General features: G+C 67.7%; 21 protein-coding genes. 1 reads left to right on the top strand and 20 read right to left on the bottom strand.

Annotated features, from left to right (window positions below):
• Nucleotides 1-103: 103 nt before the first annotated feature.
• Nucleotides 104-766: a class I SAM-dependent methyltransferase gene (locus AMK58_RS23295; protein ID WP_035679314.1), complete on the bottom strand. Its 663-nt coding sequence runs from the start codon at nucleotides 764-766 to the stop codon at nucleotides 104-106.
• A gap of 117 nt (nucleotides 767-883) precedes the next feature.
• Nucleotides 884-1,792 (bottom strand): alpha/beta hydrolase, encoded by a 909-nt coding sequence (locus tag AMK58_RS23290; protein ID WP_051140654.1) that lies wholly within the window; start codon nucleotides 1,790-1,792, stop codon nucleotides 884-886.
• Nucleotides 1,793-1,893: 101 nt separating this feature from the next.
• Here AMK58_RS23290 and AMK58_RS23285 point away from each other — a divergent pair, with 101 nt between their 5' ends.
• Nucleotides 1,894-2,289 carry a PRC-barrel domain-containing protein gene (locus tag AMK58_RS23285; protein WP_051140655.1) on the top strand — a complete coding sequence of 132 codons (396 nt, stop codon included), beginning with the start codon at nucleotides 1,894-1,896 and terminating at the stop codon, nucleotides 2,287-2,289.
• A gap of 91 nt (nucleotides 2,290-2,380) precedes the next feature.
• Here the strand turns inward: AMK58_RS23285 and AMK58_RS23280 are convergent, their stop codons facing one another.
• The 18 genes from AMK58_RS23280 to AMK58_RS23195 all read right to left on the bottom strand — a co-directional run bounded on the left by AMK58_RS23280 (nucleotide 2,381) and on the right by AMK58_RS23195 (nucleotide 25,131).
• Nucleotides 2,381-3,142 carry an SDR family NAD(P)-dependent oxidoreductase gene (locus AMK58_RS23280; protein WP_035679316.1) on the bottom strand — a complete coding sequence of 254 codons (762 nt, stop codon included), beginning with the start codon at nucleotides 3,140-3,142 and terminating at the stop codon, nucleotides 2,381-2,383.
• 37 nt (nucleotides 3,143-3,179) lie between these two features.
• The gene (locus AMK58_RS23275; protein WP_059399576.1) at nucleotides 3,180-4,829 is read right to left on the bottom strand and encodes an electron transfer flavoprotein-ubiquinone oxidoreductase; all 1,650 of its coding nucleotides are present in this window, start codon (nucleotides 4,827-4,829) and stop codon (nucleotides 3,180-3,182) included.
• 49 nt (nucleotides 4,830-4,878) lie between these two features.
• Nucleotides 4,879-5,706: a universal stress protein gene (locus tag AMK58_RS23270; protein ID WP_035679318.1), complete on the bottom strand. Its 828-nt coding sequence runs from the start codon at nucleotides 5,704-5,706 to the stop codon at nucleotides 4,879-4,881.
• Nucleotides 5,707-5,737: 31 nt separating this feature from the next.
• Nucleotides 5,738-6,637 carry a hydroxymethylglutaryl-CoA lyase gene (locus AMK58_RS23265; RefSeq protein ID WP_035679319.1) on the bottom strand — a complete coding sequence of 300 codons (900 nt, stop codon included), beginning with the start codon at nucleotides 6,635-6,637 and terminating at the stop codon, nucleotides 5,738-5,740.
• Nucleotides 6,638-6,639: 2 nt separating this feature from the next.
• A complete protein-coding gene (locus tag AMK58_RS23260; protein ID WP_035679348.1) occupies nucleotides 6,640-8,643 on the bottom strand; it encodes an acetyl-CoA carboxylase biotin carboxylase subunit in 2,004 nt (667 codons plus the stop codon).
• 20 nt (nucleotides 8,644-8,663) lie between these two features.
• Nucleotides 8,664-9,446, bottom strand: coding sequence for an enoyl-CoA hydratase/isomerase family protein (locus AMK58_RS23255; protein WP_035679321.1), 783 nt, complete (start codon nucleotides 9,444-9,446; stop codon nucleotides 8,664-8,666).
• A gap of 17 nt (nucleotides 9,447-9,463) precedes the next feature.
• A complete protein-coding gene (locus tag AMK58_RS23250) occupies nucleotides 9,464-11,071 on the bottom strand; it encodes a carboxyl transferase domain-containing protein (RefSeq protein ID WP_035679323.1) in 1,608 nt (535 codons plus the stop codon).
• Nucleotides 11,072-11,099: 28 nt separating this feature from the next.
• Nucleotides 11,100-12,233: an acyl-CoA dehydrogenase family protein gene (locus tag AMK58_RS23245; RefSeq protein WP_035679325.1), complete on the bottom strand. Its 1,134-nt coding sequence runs from the start codon at nucleotides 12,231-12,233 to the stop codon at nucleotides 11,100-11,102.
• A gap of 118 nt (nucleotides 12,234-12,351) precedes the next feature.
• Nucleotides 12,352-13,533, bottom strand: a complete 1,182-nt coding sequence (locus tag AMK58_RS23240) for an acetyl-CoA C-acyltransferase (RefSeq protein WP_035679327.1) — start codon at nucleotides 13,531-13,533, stop codon at nucleotides 12,352-12,354.
• Between the two features lie 36 nt (nucleotides 13,534-13,569).
• Complete coding sequence (locus tag AMK58_RS23235; RefSeq protein ID WP_035679329.1) at nucleotides 13,570-14,742, bottom strand: isovaleryl-CoA dehydrogenase; 1,173 nt, start codon at nucleotides 14,740-14,742, stop codon at nucleotides 13,570-13,572.
• Nucleotides 14,743-14,976: 234 nt separating this feature from the next.
• Entirely contained in the window at nucleotides 14,977-16,470 is a 1,494-nt protein-coding gene (locus tag AMK58_RS23230; protein ID WP_035679330.1) for an aldehyde dehydrogenase family protein, read from the bottom strand.
• A 60-nt stretch (nucleotides 16,471-16,530) separates the two neighbouring features.
• Nucleotides 16,531-17,760 carry a phenylacetate--CoA ligase family protein gene (locus AMK58_RS23225; protein WP_035679331.1) on the bottom strand — a complete coding sequence of 410 codons (1,230 nt, stop codon included), beginning with the start codon at nucleotides 17,758-17,760 and terminating at the stop codon, nucleotides 16,531-16,533.
• A 144-nt stretch (nucleotides 17,761-17,904) separates the two neighbouring features.
• Nucleotides 17,905-18,765, bottom strand: coding sequence for an ABC transporter ATP-binding protein (locus AMK58_RS23220; protein ID WP_014241708.1), 861 nt, complete (start codon nucleotides 18,763-18,765; stop codon nucleotides 17,905-17,907).
• A gap of 79 nt (nucleotides 18,766-18,844) precedes the next feature.
• Nucleotides 18,845-20,128: an ABC transporter substrate-binding protein gene (locus AMK58_RS23215; RefSeq protein WP_035679333.1), complete on the bottom strand. Its 1,284-nt coding sequence runs from the start codon at nucleotides 20,126-20,128 to the stop codon at nucleotides 18,845-18,847.
• Between the two features lie 51 nt (nucleotides 20,129-20,179).
• Entirely contained in the window at nucleotides 20,180-21,253 is a 1,074-nt protein-coding gene (locus tag AMK58_RS23210; protein ID WP_035679334.1) for a branched-chain amino acid ABC transporter permease, read from the bottom strand.
• Nucleotides 21,254-21,268: 15 nt separating this feature from the next.
• On the bottom strand, nucleotides 21,269-22,156 hold the full coding sequence (locus AMK58_RS23205) for a branched-chain amino acid ABC transporter permease (protein WP_014241711.1): 888 nt from the start codon (nucleotides 22,154-22,156) through the stop codon (nucleotides 21,269-21,271).
• 156 nt (nucleotides 22,157-22,312) lie between these two features.
• A complete protein-coding gene (locus AMK58_RS23200) occupies nucleotides 22,313-24,244 on the bottom strand; it encodes a long-chain fatty acid--CoA ligase (RefSeq protein ID WP_035679335.1) in 1,932 nt (643 codons plus the stop codon).
• A complete protein-coding gene (locus AMK58_RS23195; RefSeq protein ID WP_014241713.1) occupies nucleotides 24,244-25,131 on the bottom strand; it encodes an ABC transporter ATP-binding protein in 888 nt (295 codons plus the stop codon). Before AMK58_RS23195 ends, AMK58_RS23200 begins: the two co-directional genes overlap by 1 nt.
• Between the last annotated feature and the right edge of the window lie 36 nt (nucleotides 25,132-25,167).

The raw sequence follows: 25,167 nt of genomic DNA, 5'->3' as shown, positions 1-25,167 counted from the left end.
ATTTATGTGAACGGCTGGGGAAGGCCTCTCAGGACCCTCCCATATCCGGTGTCGTGCCCCTGCTTTCCAGCCAAGGGGCCGGTCTGCGTGTGGGAGACGCTTCTCAGCGCCGCCGCAGGAGGGTTACGCCGTCTCCGATGGGCAGCATGCACAGGCCCACCCTCTCATCCCGCAGACGGGCAGCATTGAAGGCGCGGATGGCTTCGGTCTTGTCCTTGCGATCGCCGGGATCGGCGACTCGCCCGCGCCACAGGGTGTTGTCCACCACAATCAGGCCACCGCGCCGTACGAGGGTCAGGCAGCGCTCATAATAGGCGTCGTAACTTTCCTTGTCGGCGTCGATAAAGGCGAAATCGAACGACTCGCCGCCGCCATCGGTTAGGAGCTTGTCCAGGCTGTCGAGCGCCGGCCCGATGTGCAGTTCGATCTTCTCGGCGACTCCGGCCTCGGACCAGATCGCGCGGGCTTTGGCCGTCCACTGTTCGTTGATGTCGAGGCTGACGACCCGGCCCTCGTCCGGCAGGGCCTGCGCCACCGTCAGCGCGCTGTATCCGGTGAAAGTACCGATGTCCAAGGTCCGGCGCGCGCCGATCATTTCAACCAGGAAGGCCAGAAGCTGTCCTTCTTCCGGGGCGATCTGATAATGGGCCTCGGTCAACTTGGCCGTCTCGGCGCGCAGCTTCGCCTGGATGGCGGTCTCGCGCAGAGAGGTGTCGAGCATATACCGGTAGATGGCCTCGGGCATGAAGATCGACTGTACGGTCAAGGAGTCCGCTCCCTCATCTGGTTGCCCGCTTCTTGCGGACCTCGGTTCACACATGTGGGGAGTGCGGGGCAATTCGGAAGGTCGCCCGGTGTCTCCGCGATCGCGTTGACTTTCAAATCAGTCCGGATTTCGCCCGAAAGCGAAGCCCAGGGCGTCGGCCACGGCGAGCGGCAGCATGGAGCCGTGGCTTTCCTCGACGAACTCATGGAAGACGAGGCGCAAACCCGGAACCGTCGCCAGGGTGGCCGCGACCTCCCTCCCCGTCTGTCCGGAACGGAGACGCTTCAACCGCTCGGCGTCCGCCGGCGGCAACGGACGTTCCACCAGCTTGCCGGACGTCTCGATCAGCAGCGCCGTGCCGTGCGCTACGCCCTCGCCCTTCGACCGCTCAAGGAACGCCGCCTGCTCTCCCAGGATGGCCTGCCCGTTCCACCAGATCGCCGGGTCGGCCGCGACGTAGGTCTGGAACAGGTCTCCCTTGGTGTAGAGAACGTAGAGGGAGAACAGCCCGCCCAGCGAATGGCCGAACAGGGTCCGGCGTTGCGGGTCGATGGGCAGGCGCGTTTCGACCGCCGGAATCACCTGCGTCTCAACGAAGGTCAGGAAATCGTCGCGCCCGCCGGTTTCGATGATGGAGGCTCCGTCCCGCGACGGCGGAATGAACTCCGGCGGAGTCGGTGGGGTCAGGTCGCGGTAGCGGCGGAGGATGTCGAACGGTCCGTCGATCGGATAACCGATTCCGACGATCACCGCGGAACCGTAGGGCTCCTGTGGATTTGCGCCGATGACCCTCTCCATCATCGGCACGGTCGCGTTGCCGTCGAGCATGTAGATGACTGGATAACCGCCCGGCGGCGGCGGTTCGGCGGGGTGGACGAGAAAGACCCGGTAATCCAAGCCCGTCCGGTCGGCGCGCAGATCGAAAGACTCCACCTTGCGGGCCTCCTTCACGGTTTGCGCCTGCGTGGACTGGACGCCGAAGCCGGACAAGACGACCAGCAGCACGGTCGCGGCGAATCGGAGCATTGGCGGTTCCTGCGCAATCGGACGGTGTGCACCGGCGCATCGGATGGAACCGTGCCGGCAACTCCATGTTGTTGCACGGTCAGCAGCAGGAGAGCAATGCGATGAGAAAGCTCCTTTCCGCAACGGCGGTCGCCCTCGTCATGGTTGCGGCCGGATCCTCGCTCGCCCAGCAGAGCGCCGCCATCCCCAACCCCGCCAACGCCTATCGGGAGGTGAAGGACGACAACGTCATGGTGCCGTCCCTCAAGCGGACGGTCGGGCAGTTGGACGATATGGATGTCATGGGGCCGGACGGCACGAAGATCGGCGAGGTGGAGGAGGTGTTGATGGACGCCTCCGGTCAGCCGGTCGCCGTGGTGGTGGACGTGGAGCATGGGGTGGGGATCGGCGACAAGGAAGTCATCGTCGGGCTGGACCAGCTTCGCGACGATGGGCGGGCCCTGACGACCGCGCTGACGAACGCGCAGCTCGGCACCCTGCCGATCTGGGACGATTGAGGCGGAGGGAGATCCCGTTCGACGCCCTCCCCTTCTCCGCGCTGATTCACAGCGCGGAGAAGGTTCGATGACGGTTGCTCGTCGAATCCCGTTACTGCGGCGCCATCCGGATGGCGCCGTCCAGCCGGATCACTTCGCCGTTCAACATCTCGTTTTCCAAGATGTGCTGCACGAGACGGGCATATTCGGAGGGCTGGCCGAAGCGCTTCGGGAAGGGCACCGTGGCGGCGAGGCTGTCCTGGACCTCCTGGGGCATGTTCAGCAGCATCGGCGTGCCGATCAGGCCCGGGGCGATGGTCATGACGCGCACGGCGCTGCGCGCCAGATCGCGGGCGGCGCAGATGGTCAGGGCGACGATGCCGCCCTTCGACGAGGCGTAGGCGGCCTGCCCGATCTGGCCCTCATAGGCGGCGACGGAAGCGGTGTTGACGATCACCCCGCGCTCCCCCGACTCCAGCGGGTCGAGCGTGCCCATGTCCGCGGCGGCGAGGCGCAGCATGTTGAAGGTGCCGATCAGGTTGACCTCGATCACCTTGCGGAAGTCGTCCAGCGCCATCGGACCGTCGCGCCCGACGATCCGCTTGGCCGGAGCAACGCCCGCGCAGTTCACCGCGATGCGGGCCGGGCCATGGGCCGCGCGGGCTTCGGCCACGGCCTTCTCCGCCGATTCCGCGCTCGACACGTCGCAGAGCAGGCCCAGGCCGCCGATCTCCTCCGCGACCTGCTTGACCGCCGCCTCGTTCATGTCGAGCACGGTGACCTTGGCGCCCAGCTTCGCCAGATGGCGCGCGGTTTCCGCCCCCATGCCGGAGGCGCCACCGGTGACGATGGCGGCCTGACCGTTGATCTGCATCGCGCTCTCTCCCTGATGTTTTGCTGCCGTTTGAGTTTTACATCCCGCCCGGGTAGTTTGGCCCCCCGCCGCCCTCGGGAACGACCCAGTTGATGTTCTGGGTGGGGTCCTTGATGTCGCAGGTCTTGCAGTGCACGCAGTTCTGCGCGTTGATCTGCAGCCGCGGGTCGCTGCCGTCCTCCGCCCGCACGATCTCGTACACACCCGCCGGGCAATAGCGCGTCTCCGGCGCGTCGTAGAGCGCCAGATTGACCGCGATCGGCACCGACGCGTCCTTCAGCGTCAGGTGCGCCGGCTGGTCCTCCTCGTGGTTGGTGTTCGACAGATACACCGACGACAGCCGGTCGAACGACACCACGCCATCCGGCTTGGGATAGGCGATCTTCGGCATCTCCGACGCCTTCTTCAGCGTCTCGTGGTCGCCGTGCCGGTGGTGCAGCGTCCACGGCGACTTGCCCTTGGTCGCCGTCTCGTAGGCGGCGTTGGCCAGCCCCGCCCACAGACCCTTCTGGAAGCCGGGGCGGATGTTGCGCACCGCATGCAGCTCCGACCACACCCAGGACGCCTTCAGCTTCTCCGGATAGGCCACCGCCTCGCGCGCCGGAGCCTCGGCGGAGAGCAATTCATGCACCGCCTCGGCCGCCAGCATGCCCGACTTCATCGCGGTGTGGTTGCCCTTGATCTTGGGCACGTTGAGGAAGCCCGCCGCGTCGCCGACGATCAGACCGCCGGGGAAGGTCAGCTTGGGGATCGACTGGAAGCCGCCTTCGTTGAGCGCCCGCGCGCCGTAGGCGATGCGCCGGCCGCCCTCGAAGGTCGGGCGGATCGCCGGGTGGGTCTTGTAGCGCTGGAACTCCTCAAACGGCGACAGGTGCGGGTTCTCGTAGTCGAGCCCGACCACGAAGCCGACCGACACCAGGTTGCCCTCCATGTGGTAGAGCCAGGAGCCGCCGTAGGTCTTGGGGTCCATCGGCCAGCCGATGGTGTGGACGATCAGGCCGGGCTGGGATTTCTCCGGCGCAACCTCCCACAGCTCCTTGATGCCGATGCCGTAGGTCTGCGGGTCGGCGTCGCGGCGCAGGTCGAAGCGCTCGAACAGCGTCTTGGTCAGCGAGCCGCGGCAGCCCTCGGCGAAGATGGTCTGCTTGGCGTGCAGCTCCATGCCCGGCGTGTAGTTGGCGGTCTTCTCACCGTCCTTGCCGATGCCCATGTCGCCGGTGGCCACGCCCTTGACCGCCCCCGTGTCGTCGTAGAGCACCTCCGCCGCGGCGAAGCCGGGGTAGATCTCCACACCCAGCTCCTCGGCCTGCCCGGCCATCCAGCGGGCGAGGTTGCCGAGGCTGATGATGTAGTTGCCGTGATTGTGCATCTGCGGCGGGGCGAAGGGCGACTTCAGCGCCTTGGTCTCGGTGAGGAAGAGGAAGCGGTCCTCGCGGGCCGGGGTGGTCAGCGGCGCGCCCTTCTCCTTCCAGTCGGGGATCAGCTCGTCGAGCGCGTGCGGCTCGAACACCGCGCCGGAGAGCAGGTGGGCGCCGACCTCCGAGCCCTTCTCCACGACGCAGACCGACAGTTCCTGCCCAGCCTCGTTGGCGAGCTGTTTCAGGCGGATGGCCGCGCTCAGGCCCGACGGGCCGGCTCCGACGACAAGGACGTCGTACTCCATCACCTCGCGCGGATCGCGAGCCATCTCATCAGCCATTTCTTCTTCTTTCCTTGTTTCGTGCGAACAACGTCGGTCAGTGCGACAACAGAACGGGAAGGGTCATCTGGCGCAGAATCTGGCGGGTGTTGCTGCCCCGCCCGAACAGCGGGAACAGCGAGCCGCCATAGCCGCCGAAGCCGCCCATCACCAGAAGATCGGCGCCATGGTCCGAGGCGCGCGACAACACGGCGTCCATGGGAGTCATGCTGGCGATGGTCATGCGTTCCTGCGTGGCCTTCACGCCGTGGCTCGCCAGATGCTCCAGGATGTCGACCTGCGGGACGGTGCCGCCTCCCTCCGCCCGGGGCTGGGTGTGGAAGGCGAGCAAGAGCACGGAACTGGCCTGCTTCAGCAGCGGCAGCGCGTCGTTGACGGCGCGGGCGGCCTCGCGGCTGCCGTTCCAGGCGATCACCGGGCGGTCGGCGAGCTGCGGGTAGCTGCCGCTGTGCGGCACGACCAGGATCGGGCGCCCGGCGTTCAGCACCACCTCCTCAAGGAGATCGGCCGGAACGCGGCTGTCCTCCGGGTCGTGCTGGCCGAACACGGCAAGGTCCACGTAGCGCGAGCAGATCACAGTCTCGGCGATCACATGGCCGTACTCGCCGTGGCTGAGCTGCCACCAGCGCGTGGTCACGCCGGCCTCGCGGGCCTTCTCCTCGAACAGCTCCCGTGCGCGCTGCGCCGCCTGAGTCAGCGCCGGGCCGGCCTTGCGGGTGACGATGCCGGCGCCGGAGCTGTCGCTCTGCGCGAACAGGCCGGTCAGCGCGGCGCCATGCTTCTGCGCCAGGGTCAGGGCGACGGTCAGCCGCTCCCCGCAGCGGTCGCTGTCGTCCACATGCACCAGCAGGTTCGTGAAGCTCATGGCGCCCTTCCCTTCCCTCTTTCCCCGTGTTTTACGCACATCCCCGCGCGCGGGCGACCTTCGAGGCGGTCGGACGGCCGATGGCATCGCTGATATAAGCGCCAGCCGCCACCAGCCGGTCGAGGTCCACCCCCGTCCCGACACCCAGACCGTTCAGCATGTAGAGCACGTCCTCGCTCGCCACGTTGCCCGACGCCCCCTTGGCGTAGGGGCAGCCGCCCAGCCCGGCGACGGAGCTGTCCACCACCGCCACGCCCATCTCCAGCGTCGCCAGGATGTTGGCGAGCGCTTGGCCGTAGGTGTCGTGGAAATGCACCGCCAAGCGCTCCATCGGCACGCGCTCCGCCACCGCCGCGATCATCGCCTGGGCCTTGGCCGGCGTGCCGGTCCCGATGGTGTCGCCGAGCGAGACCTCGTAGCAGCCCATGTCGAGCAGCCGGCCGGCCACCTCGGCCACCGCCGCCGGAGCGATCTCGCCTTCATAGGGGCAGCCGAGCACGCAGGAGACGTAACCCCGCACCGGCACGCCCCGAGCCTTGGCCTGCTCCAGCACCGGGACGAAGCGGTCCAGGCTTTCGGCGATGGAGCAGTTGATGTTCTTCTGGCTGAAGCTCTCCGACGCGGCGGCGAAGACCGCCACCTCGTCGGCGCGGGCGGCGAGCGCGCCCTCCAGGCCCTTGGCGTTCGGGGTGAGGGCGACATAGCGCACCCCCTCCCTGCGCCGGATGCCGGCGAAGACGTCCGGCGTGTCGGCCATCTGCGGGACCCATTTGGGCGACACGAAGCTGCCGGCCTCGATGGCGGTCAGCCCGGCCTCGGTCAGCCGGTCGACCAGACCGATCTTCACCGCGGTCGGGACGATCTGCTTCTCGTTCTGGAGGCCGTCGCGCGGGCCGACCTCCACCATGCGGACGCTTTTCGGCAGGCGCATGCTCATCCCTCCGCCACGTCGAGGACCAGCAGGTCCACGCCTTCGGACACCTGATCGCCCGCCGCGAAGTTGACGGCGCTGACTGTGCCGGCGGCGGGGGCCTTGATGGTGTGCTCCATCTTCATCGCCTCCAGCAGCATCAGCGGCGCGCCCGCCTCCACCGTCTGGCCGGGCTCGACCAGCACGCGGACGACGGTGCCCGGCATCGGCGCGGTCAGGCGGCCGGAGCCGCCCTCCTGCTCCGCGGCGCGGGCGGTCGGGTCGTCCAGATGCAGCCGCCACACCGATCCGTCCGACAGGATGGTCAGGTCCAATCCCTGACAGACCACCGTGGCGCGGGTGCGCACGGCGTCGATGGTGGCGGTCAGCGTCTCGCCGTCAAGCGTCACCCGCTCCGCCCGGATGGCCGGGCGGCCCTCCACCTCGATCTCGTAACCGTCGGGGCGGAAATGCAGGGTCAGGCTGCGCGGCGTGTCGCCGTCGAGCAGGCGCAGGTCGTGGTGGTTGTCGTCGTTGAGGCGCCAGCCGCTGGCCGACAGCCAGGGCGACCAGGGGTCCGACGCGGCGCGGCGGGCCTTGCGCGTGTCCGCGTTGCGGCGGAGCAGCACGCTGAGCGCGGCGATGGCCAGCCCGCGGTCCGGCACCGGGGCCGGCGGGGGCAACAGGTCGGCGCGGTGCCGCTCGATGAAGCCGGTGTCGATCTCCACCGCGCGGAAGGCCGGATGCCCGGCGATGGCGCCGAGGAAGGCCACGTTGGTGGTCACCCCGACCACCTCGTAGGCGGCGAGCGCCACGCGCAGGCGGCGCAGCGCGGCGTCGCGGTCCTCGTCCCAGACGATCAGCTTGGCGATCATCGGGTCGTAGAACATGGTGACCTCGTCGCCCTCGCGGACGCCGGTGTCCACCCGGACATGGTCGTTCTCGGCGGGCGGGCGCAGGCGGACCAGCTTGCCGATGGCCGGCAGGAACTCGCGCTGCGGGTCCTCCGCATAGAGGCGCGCCTCGAAGGCGTGGCCGCGGCGGGTGAGCTGGTCCTGCATCAGCGGCAGCGTGCCGCCGGCAGCGACGCGCAGCTGCCACTCCACGAGGTCCTGGCCGGTGATCTTCTCGGTCACCGGATGCTCCACCTGGAGGCGGGTGTTCATCTCGATGAAGTAGAAGCCGCCGTCCTCGTAGAGGAACTCCACGGTGCCGGCGCCGACGTAGTTCACCGCCTTGGCGGCGGCCACCGCGGCCTCGCCCATGCGGCGGCGCAGGTCGTCGGGCAGCGCCGGGGCCGGGGCCTCCTCGATCACCTTCTGGTGGCGGCGCTGGATCGAGCAGTCGCGCTCGAACAGATAGACGCCGTTGCCGTGGGTGTCGCAGAAGACCTGGATCTCGACATGGCGCGGGCGGCCCAGATACTTCTCCAGAAGCACGCTGTCGTCGCCGAAGGCGGCCTTCGCCTCGCGCTTGGCGCCGGCCACCGCGTCGGCGAACTCGCCGGCGGCGCGGACCACGCGCATGCCCTTGCCGCCGCCGCCCGCCGACGCCTTGACCAGCACCGGGTAGCCGATGCGCCCGGCCTCCGCGCTCAGCGTCTCCAGATCCTGGGCCTCGCCGTGGAAGCCGGGGACCAGAGGCACGTCGGCCTGCGACATCACGCGCTTGGATTCCGCCTTGGAGCCCATGACGCGGATGGCCTCGATCGGCGGGCCGATGAAGACCACGCCGGCCTCGGCGCAGGCCGCCGCGAAGCCGGCGTTCTCCGACAGGAAGCCGTAGCCGGGATGGATGGCCTGGGCGCCGGTGCGCTTGGCGACCTCAAGGATCGCGTCGCCGCGCAGATAGCTCTCGCCGACCGGCGCCGGGCCGATGCAGACGGCCTCGTCGGCCATCTCCACATGCATGGCGCGGGCGTCGGCTTCCGAATACACGGCGACGGTGCGGATGCCCATGCGGCGGGCGGTGCGGATGACGCGGCAGGCGATCTCGCCACGGTTCGCGATCAGAATCTTGTCGAACATGCCTGTCTCAACCATGGGACTCAGCTCCGCCACGCCGGTTCGCGTTTCTCCAGGAAGGCGCCGACGCCCTCCCTCCCCTCGTCGCTCGCGCGCTGGCGGGCGATGCGCTCCGCCGTGTCGCGGACCAGCGCGTCGTCCAGCGGACGGCGCGCCACGGCGCGGATCAGCTCCTTCGCCGCGGTCTGCGAGGCCGGGCCGCATTGCAGAAGGTTGCGCACCATCACCTCGACCGCGGCATCCAGCTCCGTCGCCGGGACGGTCTGGTGCAGCAAACCGAGCCGCAGCGCCTCAGCGGCGGAGAATCGCTCCGCCGTCAGGAAGTAGCGGCGGCAGGCGCGCTCGCCCATCGCGGCGACGACGTAGGGGCTGATGACCGCGGGGATCAGGCCCAGCCGCACCTCGGTCAGGGCGAAGCTGGCGGTCTCGGTGGCGATGGCGATGTCGCAGGCGGCGACCAGCCCCACCCCGCCGCCGAAGGCCGGACCCTGCACCACGGCGATGGTCGGCTTCGGGCATTCGTCCAGCGTGCGCAGCATGGTGGCGAGCCCCATGGCGTCCTCGACGTTCTCGCCATGGCTGTAACCCGCCATCTTCTTCATCCAGCCGAGGTCGGCCCCGGCGGAGAAGCTCTTCCCCGCGCCGCGCAGCAGGATGGCGCGGACATCCGGGTTCGATCCCAGGCTGAGGACGGCGTCGGTCAGATCGGCGATGACCTGCTCGTTGAAGGCGTTGTGAACGTCCGCCCGGTTCATCGTGACGGCGGCGACGCCGCTGGCGGCGATGTCGATCAGAATGTCGCTCATGCTCGTCGTCCCCCCGCTCACATCCGGAACACGCCGAAGGTGGTCTTCTCGACCGGGGCGTTCAGCGACGCCGACAGGCCGAGGCCGAGCACCATGCGCGTGTCCGCCGGGTCGATGATGCCGTCGTCCCACAACCGGGCGGAGGCGTAGTAGGGATGGCCCTGGTCTTCGTACTGCTGGCGGATGGGGGCCTTGAACGCCTCCTCCTCCTCCGGCGCCCAGCTCCTGCCCTGGGATTCCATGGCGTCGCGCCGGACCTGGGCGAGCACGCCCGCCGCCTGCTCCCCGCCCATCACCGAGATGCGCGAGTTCGGCCACATCCAGAGGAAGCGCGGGGAATAGGCGCGCCCGCACATGCCGTAATTGCCCGCACCATAGCTGCCGCCGATGATGACGGTGAATTTTGGCACCTTGGCGCAGGCGACGGCGGTGACCAGCTTCGCACCGTCCTTGGCGATACCGCCCGCCTCGTATTTCCGCCCGACCATGAAGCCGGTGATGTTCTGCAGGAAGACCAGGGGAATCCCTCGCTGGCAGCACAGCTCGACGAAATGCGCGCCCTTCAGGGCGGATTCGCTGAACAGGATGCCGTTGTTGGCGATGATGCCGACCGGGTAGCCGAAGATGTGGGCGAAGCCGCAGACCAGCGTCGTGCCGTAGAGCGGCTTGAACTCGTCCAGCACCGAGCCGTCGACCACGCGGGCGATGACCTCGCGCACGTCGAAGGGCTTGCGCGGGTCGCTGGGGATCACACCGTAGAGTTCGCGCGGGTCGTAGGCCGGTTCCTGCGGCTCGCGCAGGTCCATGTCGATGCGCTTGCTGCGGTTCAGGTTCGACACGACCTTGCGCGCCATGGCGAGCGCGTGGGCGTCGTTCATCGCGTAATGGTCGGTCACGCCGGAGGTGCGGGAATGCACGTCCGCCCCGCCGAGGTCCTCCGCCGACACCACCTCGCCGGTCGCCGCCTTCACCAGCGGCGGGCCGCCGAGGAAGATGGTGCCCTGGTTGCGCACGATGATCGCCTCGTCCGACATGGCCGGAACATAGGCTCCGCCCGCCGTGCAGCTTCCCATCACCACGGCGATCTGCGGGATGCCCTGGGCCGACATGTTGGCCTGGTTGAAGAAGATGCGGCCGAAATGGTCGCGGTCGGGGAAGACCTCGTCCTGGTTGGGCAGGTTGGCGCCTCCCGAGTCGACGAGATAAATGCAGGGCAGGTTGTTCTGCTGCGCCACTTCCTGCGCCCGCAGGTGCTTCTTGACGGTCAGGGGGAAGTAGGTGCCGCCCTTCACTGTGGCGTCGTTGACGACCACCATGCATTCCTGCCCGGCCACGCTGCCGATGCCGGTGATGATGCCCGCGGCCGGGATGTCGTCGTCATAGACCTTGTGGGCGGCCATCTGCGACAGCTCCAGGAAGGGCGATCCCACATCCAGAAGCTGGCGGATGCGCTCGCGCGGCAGCAGCTTGCCGCGGGACAGGTGCTTGTCGCGGGCCTTCGCGCCGCCGCCCTGCTTGATGGCGCCCACCTTCTCGCGCAGGTCGGCGACCAGGGCGGACATGGCGTCGGCGTTCGTCTGGAACTCGGCGGAGCGCGGGTTCAGGGCGCTCTTCAGGACGGTCATGGCCGTCGTCCTCCCGTCTCTTCTTGTTCTACTGCATCAGGGCGCGGCTGATGACCAGCCGCTGGATGTCGCTCGTGCCCTCGTAGATCTGGCAGACGCGCACGTCTCTATAAATGCGCTCCACCGGGAAATCGTTCAGGTAGCCGTAGCCGCCATGAATCTGGATGGCGTCGGAGCAGACGCGCTCGGCGATCTCCGAGGCGAACAGCTTCGCCATCGCCGCCTCCTTCAGGCAGGGCTCGCCCGCGTCGCGGAGGCTCGCGGCGTGCAGGACGAGCTGGCGCGCGGCCTCCACCTTCGTCGCCATGTCGGCCAGCCGGAAGGCCACCGCCTGATGCTGGATGATCGGCACGCCCATGCTCTGCCGCTCCTGGGCGTAGCGGGTGGCGTGGTCGAGCGCGGAGCGCGCCATGCCCACCGACTGAGAGGCGATGCCGATGCGCCCGCCCTCCAGGTTGGCGAGCGCCACCCGGTAGCCGCCGCCCTCCGCGCCCAGCATCAGGTCGGCGGGGATGCGGCAGTCCTCCAGCACGATCTGGCAGGTGTCGGAGCAGCTCTGGCCGAGCTTCTCCTCGACCCGCGCGACCTGGAAGCCGGGGGTGTCGGTCGGTACGATGAAGGCGGTGATGCCCTTCTTGCCGGCCTCGGGGTCGCTGACCGCGAAGACGATGGCGACGTCGGCGTTCTTGCCCGACGTGATGAACTGCTTGGTGCCGTTGAGGACCCAGTGGTTGCCGTCGCGGCGCGCGCGGGTCTTGATGGCGGCGGCGTCGGACCCCGCCTGCGGCTCGGTCAGGCAGAAGCAGCCGAGCTGCTCGCCGCGGGCCATCGGCTTCAGGAAGCGCTCCTTCTGCTCGGCGCTGCCGAACTTCAGGATCGGCATGCAGCCGACGGAGTTGTGCACGCTCATGATGGTGGAAATGGCGCCGTCGCCCGCCGCGATCTCCTCGATGGCGAGCGCGTAGGCGATGTGGTCGGTGCCGGCGCCGTCGAACGCCTCCGGCACCAGCATGCCCATCAGGCCGAGCCGGCCCATCTCGGCCAGCTCCTCCTTGGGGAAGGCGCCGGTGCGGTCGCGCTCGGCCGCGGTCGGCGCCAGCCGCTCAGTCGCGAAGTCCCGCGCCATGTCGCGCACCATCCGCTGCTCTTCCGTCAGCCGCATTGCTTTCCCTCCCGCACGCTTTTTGCCCCCTCCCCACCCCTCCCCCGCTGCGCGGTGGAGGGAGCTTGATCCCCTCTCCCGCGCAGCGGGGGAGGGTTAGGGAGGGGGCACGGTTGCCTTACACCAACTCCACCGCCACCGCCGTGGCCTCGCCACCGCCGATGCACAGCGAGGCGACACCGCGCTTCAGCCCGTTCTTCTCCAGGGCCGCCAGCAGCGTGACGAGAATGCGCGCGCCGGACGCGCCGATCGGATGGCCGAGCGCGCAGGCGCCGCCATGCACGTTGATCTTGTCATGCGGGATGTCGAGTTCGCGCATCGCCGCCATGGCGACCACGGCGAAGGCCTCGTTCAGCTCGTAGAGGTCCACGTCCTTGGCCGACCAGCCGGCGCGCTCCAGCACCTTGTTGATCGCACCGACCGGGGCGGTGGTGAACCAGGCCGGGGCCTGGGCGTGGTTGGCGTGGGCCTTGATCTCCGCCAGGATCGGCAGGCCGAGCTTCTCCGCGTTCGACCGGGTGGTCAGCACCAGCGCTGCCGCACCATCCGAGATGGAGGAGGCGTTGGCCGCCGTCACCGTGCCGTCCTTGGCGAAGGCGGGCTTCAGCGTGGGGATCTTGGCCGGGTCGGCCTTCAGCGGCTGCTCGTCCTTCTCCACCACCGTGTCGCCCTTGCGGCCCTTAACGGTGACCGCGGTGATCTCCTTGACGAAGCTGCCGTCCTCGGTGGCGCGGCGGGCGCGGTTCAGGCTCTCGATGGCGTAGTTGTCCTGCGCCTCGCGGGTGAACTGGTAGTGGGTGGCGCATTCCTCCGCGAAGGTGCCCATCAGGCGCCCGCGGTCGTAGGCGTCCTCCAGCCCGTCGAGGAACATGTGGTCGAGCACGCGGCCGTGGCCCATGCGGTAGCCGCCGCGCGCGCGGTCCAGCAGGTAGGGAGCGTTGGACATGCTCTCCATGCCGCCGGCGACCATGATCTCCGCCGAGCCGGCCTTGATGAGGTCGGTGGCGAGCATCACCGCCTTCATGCCCGACCCGCAGACCTTGGAGATGGTCGTGCAGCCGGCAGCCTCCGGGATGCCGGCGCCGAGCGACGCCTGTCGCGCCGGCGCCTGCCCCAGCCCGGCGGGCAGAACGTTGCCCATGAACACCTCGTCCACGGCATCCGGCTTCACCCCGGCGCGCTCCAGCGCGGCCTTGATGGCGGCGGAGCCGAGCTGCGGTGCGGTCAGCCCCTGCAAGTCGCCCTGGAAGCCGCCCATCGGCGTGCGGGCGGCGCCCGCGATCACAACGGTATCGGTCATGGTTCTTCCCTTCCCTCCGGCTTTACGCCGTTTTCCTCAGGCCGTTTCCTTGAACAGCTCGCGCCCGATCAGCATGCGGCGGATCTCGCTGGTGCCGGCGCCGATCTCGTAGAGCTTGGCGTCGCGCAGCAGGCGGCCCGTCGGGTATTCGTTGATGTAGCCATTGCCGCCCAGAGTCTGAATGGCCTCCAGCGCCATCCAGGTCGCCTTTTCGGCGGCGAAGAGGATCGCCCCGGCGGCGTCCTTGCGGGCGGTCTCGCCGCGGTCGCAGGCCTTGGCGACGGCGTACACGTAGGCCTTGGCGGCGTTCATGATCGTGTACATGTCGGCCAGCTTGCCCTGCATGAGCTGGAACTCGCCGATCGGCTGGCCGAACTGCTTGCGGTCGTGCAGGTAGGGAACCACCACGTCCATGCAGGCCTGCATGATGCCGAGCGGCCCGCCGGCCAGCACCGCGCGCTCGTAGTCGAGGCCGGACATCAGCACGTTCACGCCGCGCCCGACGCCGCCCAGGATGTTCTCCTCCGGCACCTCGCAGTCCTCGAACACCAGCTCGCCGGTGTTGGAGCCGCGCATGCCCAGCTTGTCGAGCTTCTGCGCGACGGAGAAGCCCTTGAACGACTTCTCGATCAGGAAGGCGGTTATGCCGCGCGGGCCGGCGTTGACGTCGGTCTTGGCGTAGACCACCAGCGTGTCGGCGTCCGGCCCGTTGGTGATCCACATCTTCGTGCCGTTCAGCACGTAGCGGTCGCCCTGCTTCTCGGCGCGGAGCTTCATCGACACCACGTCGGACCCGGCGTTCGGCTCCGACATGGCAAGCGCGCCGATGTGCTCGCCGGAGATCAGCTTCGGGAGGTAGCGGCTCTTCTGCTCCGCCGTGCCGTTCTTGCGAATCTGGTTGACGCAGAGGTTGGAGTGCGCGCCGTAGCTGAGGCCGACCGAGGCCGAGGCGCGGGAAATCTCCTCCATCGCCACGACATGCTCCAGATAGCCCATGCCGGCGCCGCCGTATTCCTCCTCCGCCGTGATGCCGAGCACGCCGAGGTCGCCGAACTTCCGCCACAGCTCGTTCGGGAACTCGTTGGTGCGGTCGATCTCGGCGGCGCGGGGCGCGATCTCGTCGGCGGCGAAGCTGCGCACGGTGTCGCGCAGCATGTCCGCGGATTCGCCGAGGTCGAAGTTCAGGGTCGGATACTGGTTCGACAGCATGGTGTTGGCGCTCCCCCCGGAGGTCTGTTCTTCGTTCCCGCCATACGGCGACGTATGGAGCCGTACGGTAGCGTATGGAAATGGGCGTGGCAAGGCCTTCTAGCCCTCTCCCCTCCGGGGAGAGGGTGGCCCGAAGGGCCGGTGAGGGGGATGCGCGTGGCGGTGCGTCCGGCAAAAGCGCAACCCCCTCACCCTAACCCTCTCCCCGGAGGGGAGAGGGGACAGAAAGTCCGCTCACTTCATGTTGATGATGATCGTCTTCTTGTGGGTGAAGTGCTCCAGCATCGCCTCCAGCGAGGCTTCCTTGCCGAGGCCGGAGGACTTCACGCCGCCGTAGGACAGATTCGGCTGCACGACCAGATTCTGGTTCACCTGAACGAACCCGGCCTCCAGCCGGTGTACCGCGTCCATCGCCACCTTCAGGTCACGGGTCCAGATGGTCGCGGCGAGACCGTATTCGGTGTCGTTGGCCTGGGCGATCACCTCCTCGTAGTCGGTCCAGCGGATGACGCAGCAGACCGGGCCGAAAATTTCCTCCTGCGCGATTCGGTCGCTGTTCTTCACGCCGGTGAAGATGTGCGGCTGCACGTACAGGCCCTTGGTCAGCTTCGGATCGGACGGCATGGCGGAGCAGACATGCGGGGTCGCCCCGCCCTCCTTGCCGATGGCGATATAGCTCTGCACCCGGTCCAGCTGCTGCGGCGAGACGATGGTGCCGATGTCGGTCGACTCGTCCAGCGGGTCGCCCATCTTCATGGCGTTCACCTTCTCCTTCAGCTTTTCCACGAAGGCGTCGTGGATGCTGTCATGGACGAAGATGCGCGACGACGCGGTGCAGCTCTGGCCCTGGCGGGTGAAGCGCATGCCGGCGATGGCGCCCGCGATGGCCTGCTCCAGGTCGGCGTCGCCGCAGACGATCATCGGGCTCTTGCCGCCCAGCTCCAGCGTCACAGGGATCAGCTTCTCGGCGGCGGTCTTGTAGACGATCTTGCCGGTCTCGACCGAGCCGGTGAAGGTCACCTTCTTCACGTCCTTGTGCGCCACCAGCGGGGCGCCGCATTCCGGGCCGTAGCCCGACAGGATGTTCACCACCCCCGCCGGGATCACCGTGTTGATGAGCTGCACGACGCGCAGGACGGCCAGCGGCGCCTCCTCCGCCGATTTCACAACCACGGCGTTGCCCGCCACCATCGCCGGGGCGATCTTCAGCGCCATCAGCAGCAGCGGCACGTTCCACGGGATGATCGCGCCGACCACGCCCACCGGCTCACGCACCGTCATGGTCAGCATGGACGGGTTGAAGGGAATGGTTTCGCCCTTCAGCTCCGGCGCCAGACCGCCGAAGAAGACGAACGCGTCGGACAGAACGCCGGCCTCGACGCGCGATTCGGTGCGCAGCGCCTTGCCGGTCTCCAGCGCGATCAGCTTGGCGATTTCCTCCTTGTGGGCGTCGAGCACGCGCCCGCATTCGGCGACCAGCTTGCCGCGCTCCCGCACCGGACGCTTGGCCCATTCCTTCTGCGCGGCCACCGCGGCGGCCACCGCGGCATCGACGTCCGCCGCCTCGCCGAAGGCGGCCTCGGCCACCGTTTCGCCGGTCGCCGGGTTCACAACGGGAAAGCCCTTGCCGGAGGAGGCCGGGCGGAACTCGCCGCCGAAGAAATGCTTGCCCGACAGCTCCCTGGCGAGCGCGAAGGGGTCGAGCTGGAGGTCGGTGCTGACGCTCATGTCGAAAAGGTCCTCGTGTGTATCGGGTCGGTTATCGTTGTTTTCGGGCATCAAAGGGTCTTAGGCGCGGGCGTCCTCGATGACCTTGCCGTCGTTGGGCAGGCTGCCGGGGGCCGCGAACTCCACGACACCCTTCAATTTGGTGACGGCGGCCAGAGTTTCACGCACCGATGCCGCCAAAGCCTCGCCGGATTCGGGCGACTCGCAGCGCAGGGTCATGGTGTCGTTGGCGTCCTGCCGCCCGACGACGAGGCGGGCCTTGCCGATCTGCGGGTGGCGACGCAGCACCTCGGCGATCTGCTGTGGATGGACGAACATGCCCTTGACCTTGGTGGTCTGGTCGGCGCGGCCCATCCAGCCCTTCAGCCGCATGTTGGTGCGCCCGCAGGGGCTCTCGCCGGGCAGCACGGCCGACAGGTCGCCGGTGGCGAAGCGGAGCAGCGGATAGGCCTGGTTGAAGGTGGTGACGACGACCTCCCCCACCTCGCCTTCCGGCACGGGATCGCCGGTGCCGGGGCGGACGATCTCGACAATCACGCCCTCCTCCACCACCAGCCCGGCGCGGGCCGTCGTCTCGTAGGCGACGAGGCCGAGGTCGGCGGTGCCGTAGCTCTGGTAGGCGGCGATGCCGCGCCCCTCGTAATAGGCGCGGGCATCCGGCAGGAAGGGGCCGCCGGTCAGATGGCCGATCGCGATGGAGGACAGGTCCAGCCCCAGCTCGTCGCCCTTCTCCAGGATGATCTTCAGGAAGTCGGGCGTGCCGATGTAGGCGCGCGGCTTCAGATGGGCGGCCACCTGGGCCTGCATCTCCGTGTTGCCGACCCCGGCGGGGATGACCGCGCAGCCCAGCGCGTGCGCCCCCGTCTCGAACATCGAGCCGGCGGGCGTCAGGTGGTAGGCGAAGCAGTTCTGCACGAGGTCGCCGCTGCGGATGCCCGAGGCGTAGAGCGCCCGCGCGGTGCGCCAGGGGTCCGTGCCGTGGGCCTCCGGATCGTGGATCGGACCGGGCGAGGCGAAGACGCGGGCCAGTCGACCGATGGCGACGGTTGTCATCCCGCCGAAGGGCGGCGCCTCCCTCTGCAAGGCGATCAGGTCCGACTTGCGGGTGACCGGCAGGGCGGCGAGCGACACACGGTCACGGACGGCGGCGGGGTCCACATCGGCCAGCAGGCGGGTGAAGTAGGGCGCGTTCGCCTTGGCGTGGGCGATCTGCGCCGGCAGCGCCGCGAACAGCTCCGCCTCGCGCCGGTCGGGGGAGCGGGTTTCGAGTTGATCGTAAGTGTCGGACACCGATGCCTCCCGGCTGTTTTTCTTGGGGTGTCGTGGTGGGCCCCCACCCAACCCTCCCCCGCTGAGCAGGGGAGGGCTTAACTCCTCCCCTTGCGAAGCGGGGGGAGGTTGGGAGGGGGGCCCGCTACGACCACTCCTCTCACGTCAAATCCAGCGCTTCCGGCGCTTGAAGCTCTTGAGATTCTTGAAGCTCTTGCGCTCTTCGTTGCCGCCGCCGAGGTAGAATTCCTTCACGTCCTCGTTGTTGCGCAGCTCTTCGGCGGTGCCGTCGAGAACGACCTTGCCGTTCTCCATGATGTAGCCGCGCGTCGCGGCCTGGAGCGCCATGCGGGCGTTCTGCTCGACCAGCAGGATGGTGACCCCCAGGTCCTTGTTGATCTGCCGGATGATGCTGAAGACCTCCTTCACCATCAGCGGCGACAGGCCCATGGACGGCTCGTCCATCAGGATCAGCTTCGGCCGCGCCATCATCGCGCGCCCGATGGCCAGCATCTGCTGCTCGCCGCCCGACAGGTAGCCGGCGAGGCCGGTGCGCTCCTTCAGGCGGGGAAAGTAGTGATAGACCATCTCGATGTCGTCCTTCACCCCGCCGTCGCGGCGGGTGAAGGCGCCGAGGCGCAGATTCTCCTGGCAGGTCATGTCGCCGATGATGCGGCGGCCCTCCATCACCTGGAAAATGCCGCGCCGGACGATCTTGTCGGGGTCGATGCCGTTGATGCGCTCGCCCGCGAAGGAGATGTCGCCGCGCGTGACCTCGCCGTCCTCGGTCTTGAGCAGGCCCGAGATGGCTTTGAGCGTCGTCGATTTGCCGGCGCCGTTGGCGCCCAGCAGGGCCACGATCTCCCCCTCCGGCACTTCCAGGCTGAGGCCGCGGAGCACCAGGATGACGTCGTTGTAGACGACCTCGATGTTGTTGACGGACAGCAGCGGCGCCTTGGCCGTGCCGGGAACCGGCGCCGGAGCGCTGGCGGGATTGACCGCGGCGGTCGCGGTGGCGGCGTTCATGATGCGGCACCTGATGCAGTGAGACGGGACGGATGCCCCCGCCGCCGGCCTTTCACGGCGACGGCGGGGGCGGTCCGGCTTACCAGCCCAGCCACTCCGGCTTGCGCGGGACGTCGACGGTGGCGATCTTCTCCAGCTTGATCGTGCCGGCCTTCACCAGATCGTCCACCGAACCGCCGGTGTCGCCGGACACGTTGGCGCGGTACAGGTTGACCTTGTCCATGCCGCGGTGGTCGGTCTCGGTCCAGGTAGACGGCACGCAGACGCCCTCCAGCCCCGCCGGCACCCAGTCCTTCTTCTGGTACATGCCCTTGCGGATGTTCGGGCCGGTCACGCCGCCGTTCTGCTTCGCCCAGTCCATCGCTTCCTTCATGTAGAAGGCGGAGCAGATGCCGGAGACGTAGTGCACCGGACGGTAGGCGGTTCCGGCGGCGTCGGAGACCTTGGAGATCTCCTTGACGATCTTCATGCCGGGCGCGTCGCCGCCCCAGATCGCCGCGGTGCGGACCGGGAAGATCACGCCGTTGGCGGCCGAGCCGGCGGCCTTGGCGGCGTTCTCGTCCATGCCCCAGACGTTGCCCATGAACTGCACCTGGGCGCCGACCGTCTGGCAGGCCTTCAGAACGGAGATGTTGGAGCCCGCCGTGTTCCCGAGATAGGCGTAGTTGGCGCCGGCCTGCTTCAGCGTCAGGCACTGGGCGGTGTAGTCGCCCGGCGTCAGGGCGAACTGGACCGCCGGCAGCACGTCGAAGCCCAGCTCCTTGGCGAGCTGCTCACCGGCTTCCTTCGGGGCGTTCGGGTAGGGGTGGTTGGCACCCATGTGGACGTATTTGGGCTTGCCCGAGCCGCCCTTCGTCTTCCAGTCCTCGGCCGCCCACATCAGCATGGCGCGCAGGCCGTCGGAGTAGGACGGGCCGTAGAAGAAGTTGTAGGGGGCCGGCTTGGAACCGTGCGGGCCGTTGCCGGTCGGGTCGGTCAGGTGGCCCGAGTAGGAGCCGGAGTAGTAGGGGATCTCGTCCTTGCCGACGAAGCCGGTCAGCGCCTCGGTGTCGGCGGTGCCCCAGCCCTGGATCGCCGCGACCTTGCCGCTGCCCGACGACCACTTCTTGTACTGGCTGATGGCGCGCGGCGCCTGATAGCCGTAGTCCACGGTCTCGACGTCCATCGTCGTGCCGGCGACGCCGCCGTTCTTGTTGATGTAGGCGAGCGCGTCGGCGACGCCCTGGCCGAAGGGCACGCCCACGTCCGACGTGGCGCCGGACTGGTCGGCGAGATGGCCGACCGGGATCTTCTGGGCGTTGGCGGCCCCGGTGCCGAGCAGGACGACGGCGGCGGACGCCAGCAGGACGGTCTTCATGGTCATGGTGCGTTTTCTCCCAGTCGTTATGTTTTTCAGAAGCCGATGTGCGAGAGGTCAGTGCGAGAACGGGTAGAGCTTCCAGTAGGCCTTGATCTGCTTCCAGCGGTGGGCCAGCCCGTCCGGTTCGAAGACCAGGAACAGGATGATCACCAGGCCGATGGCCATTTCGCGCAGGAAGGCGATGGCCTCCCTCAGGTTCAGCGCGGCGTCGATGGCGGTGCCGGACAGCGCCGTGGTGATGGCCTGCATCACCTCCGGCAGCAGCACCATGAAGGCGGTGCCCATCAACGACCCCATGATCGAGCCCAGACCCCCGATGATGATCATGCCGAGGAACTGGATCGAGAACAGGATCGTGAAGCCCTCAACCGACACGAACTGCAGATAGTGGGCGTAGAGCGCACCGCCGATGCCGGCGTAGAAGGACGAGATGCCGAAGGACATCGTGCGGTACTTGGTCAGGTTGATGCCCATGATCTCGGCGGAGAGATAATGGTCACGCACCGCCACCAGCGCCCGCCCGTCGCGGGACCGCATCAGGTTGGTCGCCAGGATGTACATGACGACCACATAGACCAGCACGACGTAGAAGAAGCTCTCGTCGGTGTCGAAGGCGTAGCCGAACAGGGTGAAGGGCTCCGCGATCGTGCCGGCGGTGCCGCCGGTGAACCAGTCGGCGCGCGAGAAGAAGTCCTGAAGGATGTACTGCGCTGCCAGAGTGGCGATGGCGAGGTACAGGCCCTTCAGCCGCGCCGCCGGGATGCCGAACAGCATGCCGACCCCGGTGGTCATCACGCCGGCCAGCGGGATGGCGAGCGCCACCGGGATGCCGAAGCTGTTCGACAGCCACGCCGACGAGAAGGCGCCGAAGCCGAAGAAGGCGGCATGCCCGATGGAGATCTGGCCGGTGAAACCGACCAGGATATTCAGCCCCAGCGCCGCGATGCCGAGATAGCCGATCTGGATGCACAGGTTCAGCCAGTAGCGGTCCATGAAGGCCGGGCAGAGCAGCAGCAGCGCCACGCCCAGGATCGCGAAGTTGCGGCTGGTCCTGGTCGGGAAGATGGTCGTGTCGGCGGCGTACCGGGTCTTGAAGTCGCCGCTGGGAATGAGACTGATGTTCGCCATGATTACGGCCGCTCCTTACACGCGCTCGATGTCCTTGGTGCCGAAGAGGCCGTAGGGCTTGATCATCAGGATGACGATCAGGACGTAGAAGGGGGCGATCTCGTACATGTTGCCCCAGTTCAGCCACTGGCTGTCCAGGTAGTGCGCGAGATTCTCCAGCACGCCGACGATCAGGCCGCCCAGCACCGCCCCGGCCACGCTGTCCAGCCCGCCGAGGATGACCGCCGGGAAGACCTTGATACCGAAGAAGGAAAGTGCGGAGGACACGCCGTTGACGACGCCGACCGTGACGCCGGCCACCGCCGACACCATGGCGGAGATGGCCCAGCTCATCGCGAACATGTGGCGGACGGAGATGCCCAGCGACTGCGCCACCTGCTGGTCGAAGGCGGTCGCCCGCATCGCCAGACCCATCCGCGAGTATTTGAAGAACCAGCCGAAGCCCGCCATGATCAGGATCGAGATGACCAGGCTCATCACATAGACGGTCTGCACGTCGAGCCCGAGAATGTTCACGGTCGGGCTGGCGAAGATGGTCGGGAACGGCTTGGCGAAGACGCCGAACATCCACTTCATCATGGCCTGGAAGAAGATCGACAGGCCGATGGTGACCATGATGACGGAGATGATCGGCTCCCCGATCATCGGCCGCAGCACGACGACCTGAAGCACGATGCCGAAGACCAGCATGAAGGCCAGCGTGATCGGGAAGCCGATCCAGAAGGGCAGCTGCCAGGAGGTCAGCAGCCACCAGCAGGTCCAGGCGCCGATCAGCAGGAACTCGCCCTGGGCGAAGTTCACGATGCGGCTGGCCTTGTAGATCAGCACGAAGGACATCGCCACGACGCCGTACAGCGCGCCGACGATCAGTCCGTTGACGAGAAGCTGGAAGAGCAAGGTCATGGCGTGGCCTCGTCTTTGTTCCCTCTCCCCTCTGGGGAGAGGGGTAGGGTAAGGGGGTTCAGGAGGGACCGGAAAGTTCGGCAAACGCCGAACCCCCTCACCCCGACCCTCTCCCCGGAGGGGAGAGGGAGTTTAATGCGCGTCATCACCGCCCCCTCACGCCGCGGCCTGCGCCGGCTTCTTGGCCGGTGCGGGCAGCAGGTCGACCACCTTCAGCACGGTGCGGATGCGCTGCTTGGTGCCGTCCTGGAAGGTGATGGTGGTGTCCACGTCGATGGCCAGCTGGCCCGCGTAGATGGAGTCGATGATCTCGCCGTATTTCTCGGCGATCACGCCGCGGCGCACCTTGCGGGTGCGGGTCAGCTCGCCGTCGTCGGCGTCCAGCTCCTTGTAGAGCAGCAGGAACTTGGTGATGCGCTGAAACTCCGGCAGCGCCGCGTTCACCCGCTCCACCTCCTGGCGCAGCAGCTCGTAGACTTCCGGCTTGGACGCCAGATCGGAATAGGTGGTGAAGGCGATGCGGTTCTTCTCCGCCCACTTCGACACGATGGGGAAGCGGATGCAGATGATCGCCGACAGGTAGGGCCGCTTGTTGCCCAGGATCACCGCCTCGGCCACGTAGGGGCTGAACTTCAGCTTGTTCTCGATGTATTGCGGGCTGAAGCGGTCGTTGTTGCTGGTGGTGGCGATGTCCTTGATGCGGTCGATGATGACCAGATGGCCCTTCTTGTCGAAGAAGCCGGCGTCGCCCGTGTGCATCCAGCCGTCGCGCAGGTCCGCCGTGGTCGAGGCCTCGTTGCGGTAGTAGCCGGCGAACATGTTGGGGTGGCTGACGACGATCTCGCCGATGCCGTTCTGGTCGGGCTCGATCACCTTGACCTTCACGCCGTCGTCGAAGGGCACGCCCACCGTGTCGAAGTCCACGTCGTTCGAGCGGTGCACCGTGTAGGCGCCCATCGTCTCGGTCTGGCCGTAGATCTGGCGCAGCGGCACGCCCAGCGCCTGGAAGAACTTGAAGGTGTCGGGGCCGAGCGCGGCGCCGCCGGTCGCCGCCGACTTCAGGTTGGTGAAGCCCAGGCGGTCTCGCAGCGCTGCGAAGAGAATGCGGTCGGCGATGGCGGACCGTGTGCCGTTGGCGAGCGCCTCCAGCCCCAGCTTCATACCGTAATCGTACATCTTCTGCTTGAAGGGCGAGGCGTCCATCATGCGGGCGCGCACGTCGGCGGCGATCTGCTCCCACAGGCGGGGGGCGAACAGCACGAAGCTCGGCCCGATCTCGCGGAAGTCGTTCATCATCGTCTCGGCTTCCTCGACGAAGTTCACGCGCATCCGCGACACCATGCCCATGCCGACGGCGTAGATCTGCTCCATGATCCAGGAGAGCGGCAGCACCGACACATACTCGTCGGTCGGCCCCTTGGGGTCCACCGACAGGTAGCTGGCGACGTGGCGGATCAGCCGCCCGGCCGGCAGCATCGCCAGCTTCGGGTTCGAGGTGGTGCCCGAGGTGGTGCAGAGCACCGCCACGTCGTCGCCGCGCGTCGCGCCGACCAGTTCCTCGTAGAGGTTCGGCTTCTCGGCGTGCAGCGCGTTGCCCAGCTTGACCAGCTCCGACGCCTCCATCAGGCGCGGGTCGCTGTATTTGCGCATGCCGCGGGGGTCGGAATAGATGATGTGCTTCAGCGTCGGCAGGCGCTCGCCGAGATTCAGCAGCTTGTCGACCTGCTCCTCGTCCTCCGCGAAGATGATGTGCACGTCGGCGTAGGTGATGAGGTAGGCAACCTCCTCGTCCATCGCGTCGCGGTAGATGCCCAGGCTCATGGCGCCCATGGCGTGGGCGGAGATTTCCCCCATCACCCAGTCGGGCCGGTTGTCGCCGAGCAGCGCCACCACATGGCCGCGCTCCACCCCCAGCTTGATGAGGCCGAGTGTGAAGGCGCGCACGCGGGCGTGCATGTCTGCCCAGGTGAACTCGCGCCAGATGCCGAAATCCTTCTCGCGCATGGCGACGTCGTCGCCATGCTCGCGGGCGTGCAGGGTCAGCAGCTTCGGCAGCGTGTCATGAGTCTTGATATCAGGAAGGGACATCACGCGACCTCCTGCTTGGGCGGCGGGGCCACGGCCTCGTCCTCCTCGTCATCCTCGCCGAGATAGGCGCGCTTGACGCGCGGGTCGGCCAGAACCTCCTCCGGCGTGCCCTCGGCGATCTTCTTGCCGAACTCCAGGACGATCACGCGGTGGGAGATGTCCATCACGACGCCCATGTCGTGCTCGATCATCACCACCGTCATGCCGAACTCCTCGTTCAGGTCGACGATGTAGCGGGCCATGTCCTCCTTCTCCTCCAGGTTCATGCCCGCCATGGGCTCGTCCAAGAGGATCAGGTCAGGCTTCAGCGCGATGGCGCGGGCCAGCTCCACCCGCTTGCGCAGGCCATAGGAGAGCGTGCCGGCGGTGGCCTTGCGGACGTGCTGGATTTCCAGGAAGTCGATGATCTCCTCGACCTCGCGGCGGTGGGCCAGCTCCTCCTTGCGGGCGCCGGTCAGCCAGTAGAGCGAGCCGGTGAAGAAGTTGTTCTTCAGCAGGTGATGGCGCCCGACCATGATGTTGTCCAGCACCGTCATGTGGCCGAACAGCGCCAGATTCTGGAAGGTGCGCCCGATGCCGAGCGAGGCGCGGTGGTTGGGCGTCATGCCCGTGATGTCCTGGCCCTTGAAATAGACCTTTCCGTCGGTGGGCCGATAACGGCCGGAGATGCAGTTGACCATGGAGGTCTTGCCCGCACCGTTCGGGCCGATGATGGAGAACAGCTCCCCCTTGCGGATGCTGAAACCGACGTCGGTCAGCGCCTGCACGCCGCCAAAGCGCAAGGACACGCCCCGGGCTTCGAAGATGGTGTCCGATGGGGAGGCCGCGCGGGTGGCGTCGGCCGGATGGGCGTAACCGCGTGGCGATGCGACGGGCGCGCCTGACATTTCCTCCTCCGTTGCTGTGGAACTGCCTTTTTTATC

The sequence above is a fragment of the Azospirillum brasilense genome (assembly GCF_001315015.1).
Lineage (GTDB): Bacteria > Pseudomonadota > Alphaproteobacteria > Azospirillales > Azospirillaceae > Azospirillum > Azospirillum brasilense.
The sequence above is the reverse complement of the archived record's forward strand: the minus strand, read 5'-3'. Positions and strand labels throughout refer to the sequence as shown.